The organism is Mycolicibacterium llatzerense, from assembly GCF_025331195.1.
Lineage (GTDB): Bacteria > Actinomycetota > Actinomycetes > Mycobacteriales > Mycobacteriaceae > Mycobacterium > Mycobacterium llatzerense.
Window position 1 is genome coordinate 267,654 of sequence record NZ_LXOV01000017.1, and the last position, 12,433, is coordinate 280,086.

14 protein-coding genes are annotated in these 12,433 nt (G+C 67.3%); 10 read left to right on the top strand and 4 right to left on the bottom strand.

The window, feature by feature from the left end; translation table 11 throughout:
• Nucleotides 1-54 precede the first annotated feature (54 nt).
• Genes bioB through A7G45_RS28905 form a run of 3 tightly spaced genes read left to right on the top strand, consistent with a single transcriptional unit; the run spans nt 55 to nt 2,011 of the window.
• A complete protein-coding gene (gene bioB, locus A7G45_RS28895; protein ID WP_043398520.1) occupies nt 55-1,062 on the top strand; it encodes a biotin synthase BioB in 1,008 nt (335 codons plus the stop codon).
• Nucleotides 1,062-1,301, top strand: coding sequence for a biotin synthase auxiliary protein BsaP (gene bsaP / locus A7G45_RS28900; RefSeq protein ID WP_043398517.1), 240 nt, complete (start codon nt 1,062-1,064; stop codon nt 1,299-1,301). The genes bioB and bsaP overlap by 1 nt, the downstream gene beginning before the upstream one ends.
• Entirely contained in the window at nt 1,298-2,011 is a 714-nt protein-coding gene (locus A7G45_RS28905) for a DUF2567 domain-containing protein (protein WP_260942015.1), read from the top strand. Before bsaP ends, A7G45_RS28905 begins: the two co-directional genes overlap by 4 nt.
• Here the strand turns inward: A7G45_RS28905 and A7G45_RS28910 are convergent.
• Both A7G45_RS28910 and A7G45_RS28915 read right to left on the bottom strand, forming a co-directional pair.
• The gene (locus A7G45_RS28910) at nt 1,968-3,296 is read right to left on the bottom strand and encodes a lipase family protein (protein ID WP_260942016.1); all 1,329 of its coding nucleotides are present in this window, start codon (nt 3,294-3,296) and stop codon (nt 1,968-1,970) included. The genes A7G45_RS28905 and A7G45_RS28910 overlap by 44 nt on opposite strands.
• Nucleotides 3,297-3,383: 87 nt before the next feature.
• Nucleotides 3,384-4,076: an NUDIX hydrolase gene (locus tag A7G45_RS28915; protein WP_260942017.1), complete on the bottom strand. Its 693-nt coding sequence runs from the start codon at nt 4,074-4,076 to the stop codon at nt 3,384-3,386.
• 161 nt (nt 4,077-4,237) lie between these two features.
• Between A7G45_RS28915 and A7G45_RS28920 the strand changes: the two genes are divergently transcribed.
• The 6 genes from A7G45_RS28920 (at nt 4,238) to A7G45_RS28945 (ending at nt 10,503) form a co-directional block, all read left to right on the top strand.
• Nucleotides 4,238-5,080 (top strand): hypothetical protein, encoded by an 843-nt coding sequence (locus A7G45_RS28920; protein ID WP_260942018.1) that lies wholly within the window; start codon nt 4,238-4,240, stop codon nt 5,078-5,080.
• Between the two features lie 207 nt (nt 5,081-5,287).
• Nucleotides 5,288-6,262, top strand: coding sequence for an ATP-grasp fold amidoligase family protein (locus tag A7G45_RS28925; protein WP_260942020.1), 975 nt, complete (start codon nt 5,288-5,290; stop codon nt 6,260-6,262).
• A gap of 192 nt (nt 6,263-6,454) precedes the next feature.
• The gene (gene nadA / locus A7G45_RS28930) at nt 6,455-7,468 is read left to right on the top strand and encodes a quinolinate synthase NadA (RefSeq protein ID WP_043398507.1); all 1,014 of its coding nucleotides are present in this window, start codon (nt 6,455-6,457) and stop codon (nt 7,466-7,468) included.
• A 2-nt stretch (nt 7,469-7,470) separates the two neighbouring features.
• Nucleotides 7,471-9,069 carry an L-aspartate oxidase gene (locus A7G45_RS28935; protein ID WP_260942023.1) on the top strand — a complete coding sequence of 533 codons (1,599 nt, stop codon included), beginning with the start codon at nt 7,471-7,473 and terminating at the stop codon, nt 9,067-9,069.
• Nucleotides 9,069-9,926, top strand: coding sequence for a carboxylating nicotinate-nucleotide diphosphorylase (nadC, locus tag A7G45_RS28940; protein ID WP_133760360.1), 858 nt, complete (start codon nt 9,069-9,071; stop codon nt 9,924-9,926). The genes A7G45_RS28935 and nadC overlap by 1 nt, the downstream gene beginning before the upstream one ends.
• Before the next feature lie 22 nt (nt 9,927-9,948).
• Nucleotides 9,949-10,503, top strand: coding sequence for a hypothetical protein (locus A7G45_RS28945; RefSeq protein ID WP_051955002.1), 555 nt, complete (start codon nt 9,949-9,951; stop codon nt 10,501-10,503).
• 48 nt (nt 10,504-10,551) lie between these two features.
• On the opposite strand, the gene A7G45_RS28950 is transcribed toward A7G45_RS28945, so the two are convergent.
• Nucleotides 10,552-10,968 (bottom strand): nitroreductase family deazaflavin-dependent oxidoreductase, encoded by a 417-nt coding sequence (locus A7G45_RS28950; protein WP_043398498.1) that lies wholly within the window; start codon nt 10,966-10,968, stop codon nt 10,552-10,554.
• A gap of 82 nt (nt 10,969-11,050) precedes the next feature.
• Nucleotides 11,051-11,872 carry a helix-turn-helix domain-containing protein gene (locus tag A7G45_RS28955; protein ID WP_260942028.1) on the bottom strand — a complete coding sequence of 274 codons (822 nt, stop codon included), beginning with the start codon at nt 11,870-11,872 and terminating at the stop codon, nt 11,051-11,053.
• Between the two features lie 99 nt (nt 11,873-11,971).
• Between A7G45_RS28955 and A7G45_RS28960 the strand changes: the two genes are divergently transcribed.
• The gene (locus A7G45_RS28960) at nt 11,972-12,382 is read left to right on the top strand and encodes an SRPBCC family protein (protein WP_260942030.1); all 411 of its coding nucleotides are present in this window, start codon (nt 11,972-11,974) and stop codon (nt 12,380-12,382) included.
• Nucleotides 12,383-12,433 lie beyond the last annotated feature (51 nt).

Here is a 12,433-nt window from a genome sequence, read left to right on the forward strand (position 1 = left end):
TCCTAAACACCGTTCAAGTTGTAGGCCGCAGTCGGCCTGGAGTAAGGAGTGCCGATGACTCAGGCCACGACCGATGTTTTGGGTGTAGCCCGCGAGCAGGTGCTCGAGCGTGGCGAAGGCCTGAGCCAAGAGCAGGTGCTCGAGGTTCTGCAGCTGCCCGACGACCGACTTGAGGACCTGCTGGCCCTGGCGCACGACGTGCGCATGAAGTGGTGCGGTCCCGAGGTCGAGGTCGAGGGCATCATCAGCCTCAAGACCGGCGGCTGCCCTGAGGACTGCCACTTCTGTTCGCAGTCGGGCCTGTTCGCCTCCCCGGTGCGTAGCGCCTGGCTGGACGTCCCGAGCCTGGTCGAGGCCGCGAAGCAGACCGCCAAGACCGGTGCCACCGAGTTCTGCATCGTCGCCGCGGTGCGCGGGCCCGACGAGCGCCTGCTGGCCCAGGTCGCCGCCGGTATCGAGGCCATCCGCAATGAGGTCGACATCCAGATCGCGTGCTCGCTCGGCATGCTCGATCAGGAGCAGGTCGACCGGCTCAAGGCCATGGGTGTGCACCGCTACAACCACAACCTGGAGACGTCGAAGTCGTACTTCCCGAATGTCGTCACCACCCACACCTGGGAAGAGCGCTGGAAGACCCTCGAGATGGTTCGCGAGGCCGGCATGGAGGTCTGCTGCGGCGGCATCCTCGGCATGGGCGAGACGCTGGAGCAGCGTGCCGAGTTCGCCGCGAACCTGGCCGAGCTGAACCCGCACGAGGTGCCGCTGAACTTCCTGAACCCGCGTCCGGGTACCCCGTTCGGTGACCTCGAGGTGCTGCCGGCCGCCGACGCGCTGCGCGCTGTCGCCGCGTTCCGTCTGGCCATGCCGCGCACCATGCTGCGCTTCGCCGGTGGTCGCGAGATCACCCTCGGTGATCTGGGCGCCAAGCAGGGCATCCTGGGCGGCATCAACGCCGTCATCGTCGGCAACTACCTGACCACGCTGGGTCGCCCGGCCGAGTCCGATCTGGAACTGCTGGACGATCTGCAGATGCCGATCAAGGCCCTCAACGCCACGCTGTGATGACTCGCGAATTGCCCGCACCGGTCAGTGCCGGCAAGTTCAACGTCTACACCGGTGTCGCGGCGGATGCCGTCGACGGCGCCGTCATGCCGACCACGGCCCAGCTCGGCCTGGAGGCACCCCGGTTCTGTGCCGAATGCGGCCGCCGCATGGTGGTGCAGGTGCGTCCCGACGGTTGGTGGGCCAAGTGCTCGCGGCACGGGGTGGTGGACTCGAAGGACCTGGAGACCCAGCGATGACCGACGGCGGCGACGAGCGCCCGCGCGAAGAGCAGAATTTCGCGCAGGGCGCCGAAACCCTTGAGCCGCCCAAGCTTTCGCATCGCGCGGCAGCGCTGCGGGTCGTCGTCGGCCTGACGTTGGCCGGCGCGCTCGGCGGCCTGCTGTGGGCGTTTCTGGCGCCGCCGGTGGACGCCGTCGTCGCGTTGACCAAGAAGGGTCAGCGCATCCACGGGTACTTCGGCGACGAGTCGGACCGGGTGTTCATGGGTGGTGCGCTGGCCGTCGGTCTGCTGACGGTGATCGCCGTGGTGGCGGCGACGCTGGTGTGGCAGTGGCGCGCGCATCGTGGGCCGGTCCTGGCCGGTGCGCTGGCGCTCGGCAATGTGGCTGCCGCAGGGGCGCTCGCGGGTGTCGGCGCGGCCGTCGCTCACTGGCGGTACGGGACTCCGGACCTTGCGGGTGCTCCGCTGTCTCCCGAGCATCGGGTGGGCTACCTGGTCGAGGCGCCGCCGGTGTTCTTCGGGCACTCGCCGTGGGTCATCGCGACGACGCTGTTCTTCCCGGCCGGCATCGCCGCGCTGGTCTATCTGTTCTGCACGCTGGCGACCAAGCGCGACGATCTGGGCGCCTGGCCGCCGGTGGAGTGGGCGCCCGTCCGGCTACCGGTTGCCGCGGCTCCTGCCGCTACCGACGCCCAACCGGAAGTCCCAGCAGAACCTTCGTGCTGACGACGCCCAGCTTGATCAGGCCGAGGTAGGTCGCCGGGTTCAGCAGGGCCGGCCACGAGGTACGCACGGTGGGGCCCAGCGGTTTGCCGTCGAACCGGTCGGCGAGCCAGCTCAGCGTCATCGGCGCAGCCAGCGGGTGCAGGACGATGTGCTCGCTGAGGATGTCTCGGTGGTAGGTCACGTGCGAGCCACCCATGACGTAGGTGTCGGTCAGCTCGTCGATGTTCCCGACGTTGATGATCTGGTCGTGCACGGCCTGCATCACCAGGAGCGGCGGCGTCGGCGCGGTCTTGCCGAGCTTGATGGCCTCGAAGACGTGCTGCACCTCAGGCGTGTCGAGCACTTCCTGCAGCGGCGACTTCAGCAGGCTGTCCATGTCGAGGCCGGCATGCCGGAAGACCGCCTCGGCGGTGGTCATGTCCTCGATGTTGCGCAGCATGGCCTTACCGGCCTCGGTGGCGTGCTCGTTGATGACACGGTTCAGGCCGGGGTAGACGTGCATGAGCGCCGCGATGACGGTGGCCGGCAGGCCGGCCTTGGAGGTGCCGTTCAGCTGGCGGAAGACGTTGCCCAGGTTGGCAACCGGCGAGCCGAGGGCCGCGCCGACGACGTTGAGCTCGGGTGCGTAGTTGGCGTATTCCTCTGCGGCCCAGGCGCTCGCGAGGCCGCCGCCCGAGTAGCCCCACAAGCCGATCGGCGCGTCGGCGTACAAGCCGAGTGATTCGGTGTTGATGGCGGCGCGCAGGCCGTCGAGGATGTGGTACCCGGGTTCGTGCGGGGCGCCCCAGATGCCGTCGGTGCCTTCGTGGTCGGGGACGGACACCGCCCAGCCCTGCGCGAGGACCGCGGCCACGAGCACGTATTCGAGCTGTGCCACGGAGCCGAGGGCCCGGGCGCGGCGGCGCAGCGCGTACGACGGGAAGCAGGCGTCGGAGACGGCGTCGATGGCGCACTGGTAGGAGACGATCGGGCAGCGGGTGTTCGGGTTGTGCCCGACGGGCAGCAGGACGGTGGTGACCGCGGCCTGCGGGGTGCCATTGAGGTCGGTGCTGCGGTACAGCAGCTGCGTGGCGGTGACGCCCTGGGGGATCACGCCCATGAAGCCGAGCTCGACGTCGCGCGAGCGCAGGACGGTGCCGGGTGCGGTGTGCTCGAAGCCGACGGGCGCGACGTAGAACGCGTCGTCGCTGGGGCGCAGTGGGCGGGTGCCGGATTGGAGTTCCTCGTGGTACGGCTGGCCGATCCACTCGGCGTCGAACGCCCTGGCTGCATTGCCCATGGTCATCGGGAAATCATGTCTTAAGGAACCCTTAAAAACCAATTCTGGCTCGCGAAATGTGGCCAGAAAGTGACCTACGTCACGACCCGTAGGTTAACTAGGTGGGCGTAAGGCGGCGAACTCGTCCGTAACGCGATATGTCGAGTCGGTGAACCGGTACAGCGCGGCTGGGCGGCCGCCGCTGCGTCCGGAGCGGGCCGTGGTGCCGGTCGGGGTGATGACGCCGCGCCGGCCCAGTACCCGTTGCAGATTGGTCGGGTCCACCGGGTGGCCCAGCGTGGCGGCGTAGATGTCCCGCAGCGTGGTCAGGGTGAATTCCTTTGGCGCCAAGGCGAATCCGATGTTGGTATAGGACATCTTGGCCACCAGCCGGGTGTGCGCGTGCGTGATCATCGGGCGGTGGTCGAAGGCCATGGGAGGCAGTGCCGACACGGGGTGCCAGCGCGTGTCGCTCGGGAGTTCGGGTGTTGCGGGGGAGGGCACCAGGCCCAGGAAGGTCGAGGCGATGGTGCGTGGGCCGGGTACGCGTTTGGGCTCGGAGAAGACCGCGAGCTGTTCGAGATGGGTCAGCTGACGCAGATCGACCTTCTCGGCGAGTTGGCGCCGGACCGAACTGATCATGTCTTCGTCGTGCCGCAGCTGGCCGCCAGGGAGGGACCATGCGCCACGCTGCGGCTCCATGGCGCGCTCCCATAACAGCACACTGAGCTGCGGTTTCTTTCCGTCGAGGAGGCGCACCTGAAACACGACGGCGAGCACTTCATGCGCAGTACCCACATCCGTCACGTTTTCGATTTTAAGTCGAAAACATCGGAGTGCAAAAGCGCCGCCGGGGCGGTGGGTGGCCATAGCTGTGACCGGCGCAGGCGCCGCCCAGTAGTTAGACTGACCACGCGCGATTCCAGCAAACTTCATGGTCGTTGCGTGGGGGAAAGGGCCAAGGGGCCATGCGCAATATTGGTGTTGATCCAACAGATCCGCTCGGGTGGGTGTTGACCTTCGCGGAGTTCGGCACACTGCGTTCGCGACTGAGCGTGAGAAACCACAGGTCCCTTGAGCTGGTCGTCGGCACCGGTGCCGCCAACGTGTCGTTGACGAGTTATGGCAAGCGGATTTCCACGGTGTGGCAAACGATTGAGACCATCGGTGCCGGTGCTGTGAAGCCTCGCCGTCTGATCCTCTGGCTGGATGACCGCGATGCGTATCTCGATCCGCCGGCAACATTGAAACGCTTGCAGGCACGCGGGTTGGAAATTCGTCACTGCCGCGACTACGGACCACACAAGAAGTACTTTCCGTATGTCAACGAGATACTGCCGGACGAACCCGACGCCACTCTTGTCACAGCGGATGACGACGTCTACTACCCGCCCACCTGGCTCGCGGAGCTGCTCGCGGCGCATCGGCCCGGCGAGGTCACCGCTTTTCGTGCGCGCATCAGGAGCGATGGCCCGTATGGCACCTGGCCGATGTGCACCACGACCGAAGCGTCGGAAACGGTATTCGCGACAGGTGTATCCGGTGTCGCCTACCCTCCGGAACTGCTTGGGGCGCTGCGGGATCGCGGCGAGGCGTTCGCCCACGTGTGCCCGCGGGCTGACGATTACTGGCTGCACTACGCCGCCGTATCCAGGGGAATCCCGATCCGCCAGGTGCGTGATGTCGCCGCCCACTTCTGGCCCATCGTGCTGGTTGCCAGCCGGGGCCTTTGGGACGGCAGCGGAACTGCGAACGACGCCATCGCCGTCCAGACGCAACAGACCTGGCAGAACTATCCAGAATCGTCCTGACGCCTCGTAAGTAGCGGAGCCGTCTTCCCCAGAGTGCGCCAACGCGGCGGCTGGTTCGTGTTGCCGTTGGTCGAGTAGGTGGATCAGCAGCAAATTTCCCAATTTTGGGATCTAAAACCTACGATATGGCTGTATTGTCTGCGAGGAACCTGAACGGGTGGGGTTTCCGGGGATAGACGTTCTTTGCTGTGATGGCGCGATGGCCTGTTGGCCCGCGTCATCTGGCGGGGTTGTGCATTCCTGAGCAGGAGAAACAGGGGGATGTCACGGCCAATGGCAATGAAATACCGAAAGACGCCGGCGTGGCTGGCGCCCACGCGTCGCTGGGTGATCGAGTTGATTCCGAAGCGACTGCTGCGGGCGGCTCTCTTTGCCAGTGTGATGCGGGCACGCGGCAATTTCGCCAACCCGCAAACTTTCAACGAGAAGGTGAATTGGCGCATCCTGAACGATCGGCGAGACCGGATCGTCAAGGCTTGCGACAAGTTGTCGATGAAGGAAATGGCCCGCGCGGCGTACTCGGGGCCGGATCTGCGCATCGCGGAGACCTTGTGGTCGGGCACCGATCTGAGGGACGCCCCTGACCTGGCGACGCTGTCGCCGTGGGTGCTCAAGCCCAATCACAGCAGCGGGCATGCATTGTTCGGGCCAGACCCGCGCGCGGATTTGTCTGCGCTGCAGAGGGGTACCGAGAGCTGGCTGCGCGAGACGCCGATCGAACTGGGCGAGTGGGGCTACAGCCAGGCTCGGCCGCTGCTGCTGATCGAGGAGCGGATCCAGACCCCGGACGGCAAGCCGCCGGCGGATTACAAATTTTTCGTCTTCGATGGCCGTATCGAGCTGATCCAGGTCAATCGTGGCCGGTTCGGCAAGAATCTGGCCGCCACCTTCATGGATGCCGAGTGGCGACAGTTCTCGGTACGCCAAGGCGAGCGGCTGGTCGTCGATGAGCCGCGGCCTCCCGAGCTGGAAAAGATGTCCGACATCGCGCGTGCTCTCGGGGCGGGCTGGGACTTCATCCGTATCGACCTCTACGCCGTCGGCGGAGAGGTGTGGTTCGGGGAGTTCACCCCGTACCCCGGCAGTGGTCTGCTGCCCTACAAGCCCATGAGTTTCGATCTCGAACAGGGCATGCTCTGGAAATTGCCGACGCTGGATGAGGTTCGGTCCGGACGACCGTAGCTGTCTTTGCTGGTCAAACCGGGCAGTGTCGCAGGTCGACTGCTCGCGGTGCGGCCAGTTCGGGCTGGGTGGCTTTCAGGTCCTTTGGGGTCGCGCGCGGTACACCAAGGTGAACTTTTCGTGTGCAGTGCTAGTATGTGGCATGTTTTCGATCATAAGTCGAAAACCTGGCCAGGTTCAAAGGAGACGGCCATGACGGTTCTGGACCGACCGGCGGAGTTCGAAGGTTTCGGCGACGTGGTCGCCGACGCGCAGTGGGCGGACGAGGTGCGCCGCCTGGCGAAAGAACGCAACGCCACGATCCTCGCGCACAACTACCAGCTGCCCGAGATTCAGGACATCGCCGACCACGTCGGTGACTCGCTGGCGCTGTCGCGCATCGCCGCGGACGCCGCCGAGGGCACCATCGTGTTCTGCGGTGTGCACTTCATGGCCGAGACCGCCAAGATCCTGTCACCGGCCAAGACCGTGCTGATCCCGGACCAGCGGGCAGGCTGCTCGCTGGCCGATTCGATCACCGCCGACGACCTGCGGGCCTGGAAGGCCGACTACCCGGACGCGGTCGTGGTGTCCTACGTGAACACCACCGCGGCGGTCAAAGCCCTCACCGACATCTGCTGCACGTCGTCCAACGCCGTCGAGGTGGTCGCCTCGATCCCGGCGGACAAGACCGTGCTGTTCTGCCCCGACCAGTTCCTCGGCGCGCACGTCCGCCGGATGACCGGCCGCGACAACCTGCACATCTGGGCCGGGGAATGCCACGTGCACGCCGGCATCAACGGTGACGAACTCGCCGACCAGGCCCGCTCGCACCCGGATGCCGAACTGTTCGTGCACCCCGAATGCGGTTGCGCCACCTCGGCTCTGTACCTGGCCGGCGAGGGCGCCGTGCCGGACGACCGGGTCAAGATCCTGTCGACCGGCGGCATGCTCGACGCCGCCCGGGCGACCACGGCCAAGCAGGTCCTGGTCGCCACCGAGATCGGCATGCTGCACCAGTTGCGCCGTGCCGCACCGGAAACCGAGTTTCTCGCCGTCAACGATCGGGCCTCCTGCCCGTACATGAAGATGATCACGCCGGCCGCGCTGCTGCGCTGCCTGCGGGACGGTGCCGACGAAGTCAACGTCGACGAGGATGTCGCAGCCGCAGCTCGGTTGAGTGTGCAGCGCATGATCGGGATCGGGCAGCCCGGCGGCGGGGAGTAGCGGTGAGCCTCCACGCGGCCCGTCCGCTGGGCGCGTGCGGCGGACGGGGCTACTGGCGCCAACGGGCTGACGTCGTCGTCGTCGGCACGGGTGTGGCCGGCCTGGCGGCCGCACGTGCCGCTCAGCTGGCCGGCAGCCGTGTCGTGGTCGTCGGCAAGTCCGGCGAGACGGCCACCGCGTACGCCCAGGGCGGCATCGCAGTCGTCATCCCTGACACCGATGACTCGGTGCAAGCGCACGTCGCCGACACCGTCGCGGCCGGTGCCGGTCTGTGTGACGTCGAGGCGGTCACCTCGATCGTCGCCGACGGCTATGCCGCGGTGCGCGAATTGGTCGGCGCCGGTGCGGCTTTCGACGAGGTCGGACCGGGGGACTGGTCGCTGACCCGCGAGGGCGGGCACAGCCGCCGCCGCATCATCCACGCCGGCGGCGATGCCACCGGCGCTGAGGTGCAGCGTGCGTTGGCCGCCGCGACGCAGACGCTGGATATCCGGCCCAATCATGTTGCGCTGCAGGTACTGCACCAGGACGGAGCGGTCAGCGGGCTGCTGGTCCTGAGCCCCGAAGGACCCGGTGTGCTGACGGCGCCGTCGGTCATTCTGGCGACCGGCGGACTGGGCCAGCTGTACACCGCGACGACCAACCCCGACGGATCCACCGGCGACGGCATCGCCCTGGCGCTGCGTGCCGGATTGCCGGTCCGCGACATCGAATTCGTCCAGTTCCACCCCACGATGCTGTACACCGGCGCGGCCGGCGGTCGTTGCCCGCTGATCACCGAAGCGCTGCGCGGCGAAGGCGCGATCCTGCGTGACCGCCGCGGCGATTCGGTGACCGACGGCGTCCATCCGATGGGTGATCTGGCGCCGCGCGACGTGGTGGCCGCCGCCATCGATGCGCGCCTGGCTGCCACCGGCGACGACTACGTCTACCTCGATGCCCGCGGCGTCTCCGATGTCGCCGCCCGGTTCCCGACGGTGACCGCCGCCTGTCTGGCTGCCGGTATCGACCCTGCGCGCCAACCGATTCCGGTGGTACCGGGCGCGCACTACAGCTGCGGCGGCGTGGTCACCGACGTGCACGGTCGCACCGAGATGGCCGGGCTGTACGCCGCGGGTGAGGTGGGCCGCACCGGCATGCACGGCGGTAACCGGCTGGCCTCCAACAGCTTGCTCGAAGGGCTGGTGGTCGGTGGCCGGGCCGGTCGAGCTGCAGCGGAGCGGGCTCGCGGTGCCGGCGGAAACCGGGTGCCGGAACCGGATTTGGGCAAGCGGCCGGCGCTGGATCGGGATGCGCTGCAACGCGGCATGACGCGGTACGCGTCGGTGGTGCGAGATGCGGCCGGACTGGGGCAGCTGGGCGAGTTGCTCGCCGGCGCCCGTGGCACGGCCATGTCGGATCGCACGGCCGTCGAGGATGCGGCCCTGACCGTGACGGCGTCGGCGGTGGCCGCGGCAGCGGCGGCCCGCGCCGAATCCCGTGGCTGCCACCACAGAAGCGACCGGCCGGACCGCGATCCGGCGTTCGGGGTGTCGATCGATGTGCGGCTGGACGCCGCCGGGCGCGCGCTGGCCGCCCTGCCGATAGGAGTGTGTAACTGATGGCATTGACTGCAGCCGAACTGGCAGACGCGCACGCGATCATCGATCGCGCGCTCGATGAGGACCTGCGCTACGGGCCGGACGTCACGTCGGCGGCGACGGTGCCTGCCGACGCCACCACCGTCGCATCGATGGTGTCGCGGCAGCCGGGCGTCATCGCGGGCCTGGACATCGCGGTGTTGGTGCTGGACAAGGTGATCGGCGCGGGTGCCTATCAGATCCGGGACCGCGCCGAGGACGGCGCCGAGGTCAAACCCGGCGACGCGGTGCTCACTGTCGAGGCACCGACGCGGGCTCTGCTGACCGCTGAACGCACCATGCTCAACATCGTCTGCCACCTGTCGGGGATCGCCTCGGAGACGGCCCGCTGGGTCCAGGAGGTGGCCGGAACCGACACGGCCATCCGCGACACCCGAAAGACCTTGCCCGGTTTGCGGTTACTGCAGAAGTACGCGGTGCGAGTCGGCGGCGGTGTCAACCACCGGCTGGGGCTCGGCGATGCCGCGCTGATCAAGGACAACCACGTCGCGGCCGCCGGATCGGTGCTCGCTGCCCTACAGGCGGTGCGCAACGTGGCGCCGGACCTGCCGTGCGAGGTCGAGGTGGATTCGCTCGAGCAGCTCGACGAAATCCTCGGCGAGAACGTCGAATTGGTGTTGCTGGACAACTTCCCGGTCTGGCAGACGCAGATCGCGGTGCAGCGCCGCGACGCCCGCGCGCCCGGCACCAAGCTCGAGTCGTCGGGCGGGCTGAGCCTGGATTCGGCCGCGGCCTACGCCTCGACCGGCGTTGACTACCTCGCCATTGGCGCGCTGACACATTCGGTGCGGGTGCTCGACGTCGGCCTCGATACCTAGCTCGGCCGTTACTATCACGGTCATGGCGGAAGACGAGAAGACCGAAGACAAGACCACCACGCTGAGCAAAGCTGCCAAGGACACCGACACGACGTCGGATTCGGGTTCGATGTCCGTCACGCAGATCATCGCGATTGCGGCCGTGGTCATCGGCCTGATCGCCGGTGCCATCGGCGGCTACGCCCTGTACGCGGTGAAGCATCAGGCCAAGACGTACACCGAGGCCGAGCAGGACACGGCCAAGATCGCGCTCTGCGACGCCATGAAGACCGTCAGCAAGGGCATCGCGATCAACACCAACCTGGCGGTCCCCGGCGGGCCGGATGACACGACGGGCGCGCTGGCCGTCGCGGCCAACGCTCGCCTGGCCCTGATCACCGGTGGCCAGTACCTGTTGAACCGGATCGATCCGGCCGCCCCGGCCGACCTCGCGACGGCGGCGCGCAAGTACGCGAACACTCTGCTGGACATCGGCGCGGCGGCGACGGCCGGTTCCCAGACCGACGACCCGCAGCAGAAGGTGCGCCTGGACGACGCGGGCGCCGACAGCAAGCAGATCAACGACATCTGCAAGTAGCGGCTGACAACGAGGGCCACGCTGAAAATTCAGCGTGGCCCTCGTTCGTCAGTGCGCGATGTCGGCGACGAACACGCCCTGGCGCTTCCCGACGATCCGCGCGATCCGCGGCAGTGACGGATCGTCCGTGCCTGCGGGCAGGATTCGCGGATTGACCAGGTGCAGATCCTTGCGCGAGACGTGGATGTCGGCTTCGCCGGCCGCCAGCACGTTCTTGACCCAGTTCGTCTTGCCGTGGGCGAGCCCAATCGCCAGCACATCGCCCTTGCGGTACGAGGTGACGATGGTCTCGAACTCCTTGCCCGACTTGCGGCCGCGGTGCTTGATGACGGAGAACCCCGGCAGCTTCTTGGACAACGGGCGCAGCGCCGGGTTGATGTACTTGATCTGGAGGTTTTCGAACCAGACCGGGAAGATCATCGGCACGCCGGCGGCGTTGTTGGGGTGTTCCTGACGGCTTGACATTGACGCCTCCGTATTCGATTTGGCTTGCTCTCGGACAATAGTCCGGCGCGGGCACGCGCGACGTTTCTGCCGAACTGAACAGCTAGCTCGCGGCGACGCGGCGCAGTGCGCGCCGGACGGCGGTCGGGGTGTGCCCCGTCTGCTCACGTAGCGTGCGGCAGAAGTGGGCCTGGTCGGCAAATCCCAGCTTGGCCGCGACATCGGCGAGAGTGGTGTCGTCGCGGTACAGGTGGTCGAGCGCCCGTCCGACCCGAACCCGATTGCGATACCGCGTCACCGATACCCCGAGCACATTGCTGAACGATCGGCTCAGACGGTACGGAGAGACCCCGAGGGCGGCCGCGAGGGGGAACAGTCCAGCGGCGACCTCATCGCCGTGCCGGATCGCTTCACGGGCTCGCGAAACCAATCGGCGCTCCGAAGCCTGAGACGGCGAATCGGACGCGGGGATCGGCCGCGTCGCCGCCGATCGCAGGGCCGCACCCACCAGCTGCACCAGCTGCTCGGCGACCTGATAGTCGGGGTCGCTGCGTCCGTTGCCCAGCAACCGCCGGTGCGCCAGTTCAAGGCGGGCGTCCACATAGACCGGGGCGGGCCTGGTCTGCTGCGGTTCGCCGGCCAGCTGCCACCAACTTTCGGTGCTGAGTTGGACTGATGTGCACACGTCGCCGCCGTGCGGGTGGGCGAAATGCTCGCGCTCCCCAGGCTCACCGAGATAGCCGAGCGTCGGATCGTGTTCGACGGGACCGCAGGAGCCGCGGCGGTGAAAGCTCCCCGAACGCACCAGGACCACTCGCCCGTCGATCGCGCACTCGGGCTCGGACCAGGCCTCATCCTCACCGGTGCAACGCCAGGTCGTGACGCTGAAGTCGGGCCGCGCGATCAGCGTCTGGGCGGTCAACATGCCGTGGACGTTAGCGGCGGGGACCGACACCGTCGGGCGACACCGACAGCCCGCAAGAATGTTCAAGACGTCCGCCCGGATGCCGCCCAGACTGATCTCATGGCATTCATTCACGTTGAGTTCGATGTTGAAGCTGACCGCGCTCAGGTATGGGAGGTGATAGGGGATTGGGCGGCCGGCCCGGTGCGCATGGCCCCCGGCTTCGTGGTGTCCTGCGAACCGGAGGGCGATGTTCGGGTCGTGACGTTCGCCGACGGTTTCCTCGCCCGAGAACGCCTGGTCAGTCGCGATGAAGCCGATTGCCGGATCGCCTACTCGTTGATCGGTGACACCGCGCGCCCCGCGCATGACAACGCGGTGATGCGGGTTGTGGCGGTTGGTCCGCAACGCTGCCGTTTCCTCTGGTCGCGCGATGTCCTGCCCGACGAAGCAGCGGGTCCACTTCGGGCTGCTATGGAGCACGCGGCGCCGATCATCAAGAGTGCGCTGGAGAACTCGACAGTCGGCTAGGCCGCCACGTCATGGCGGATTTTTATGAACTGGACTGATCAGGGACAATTG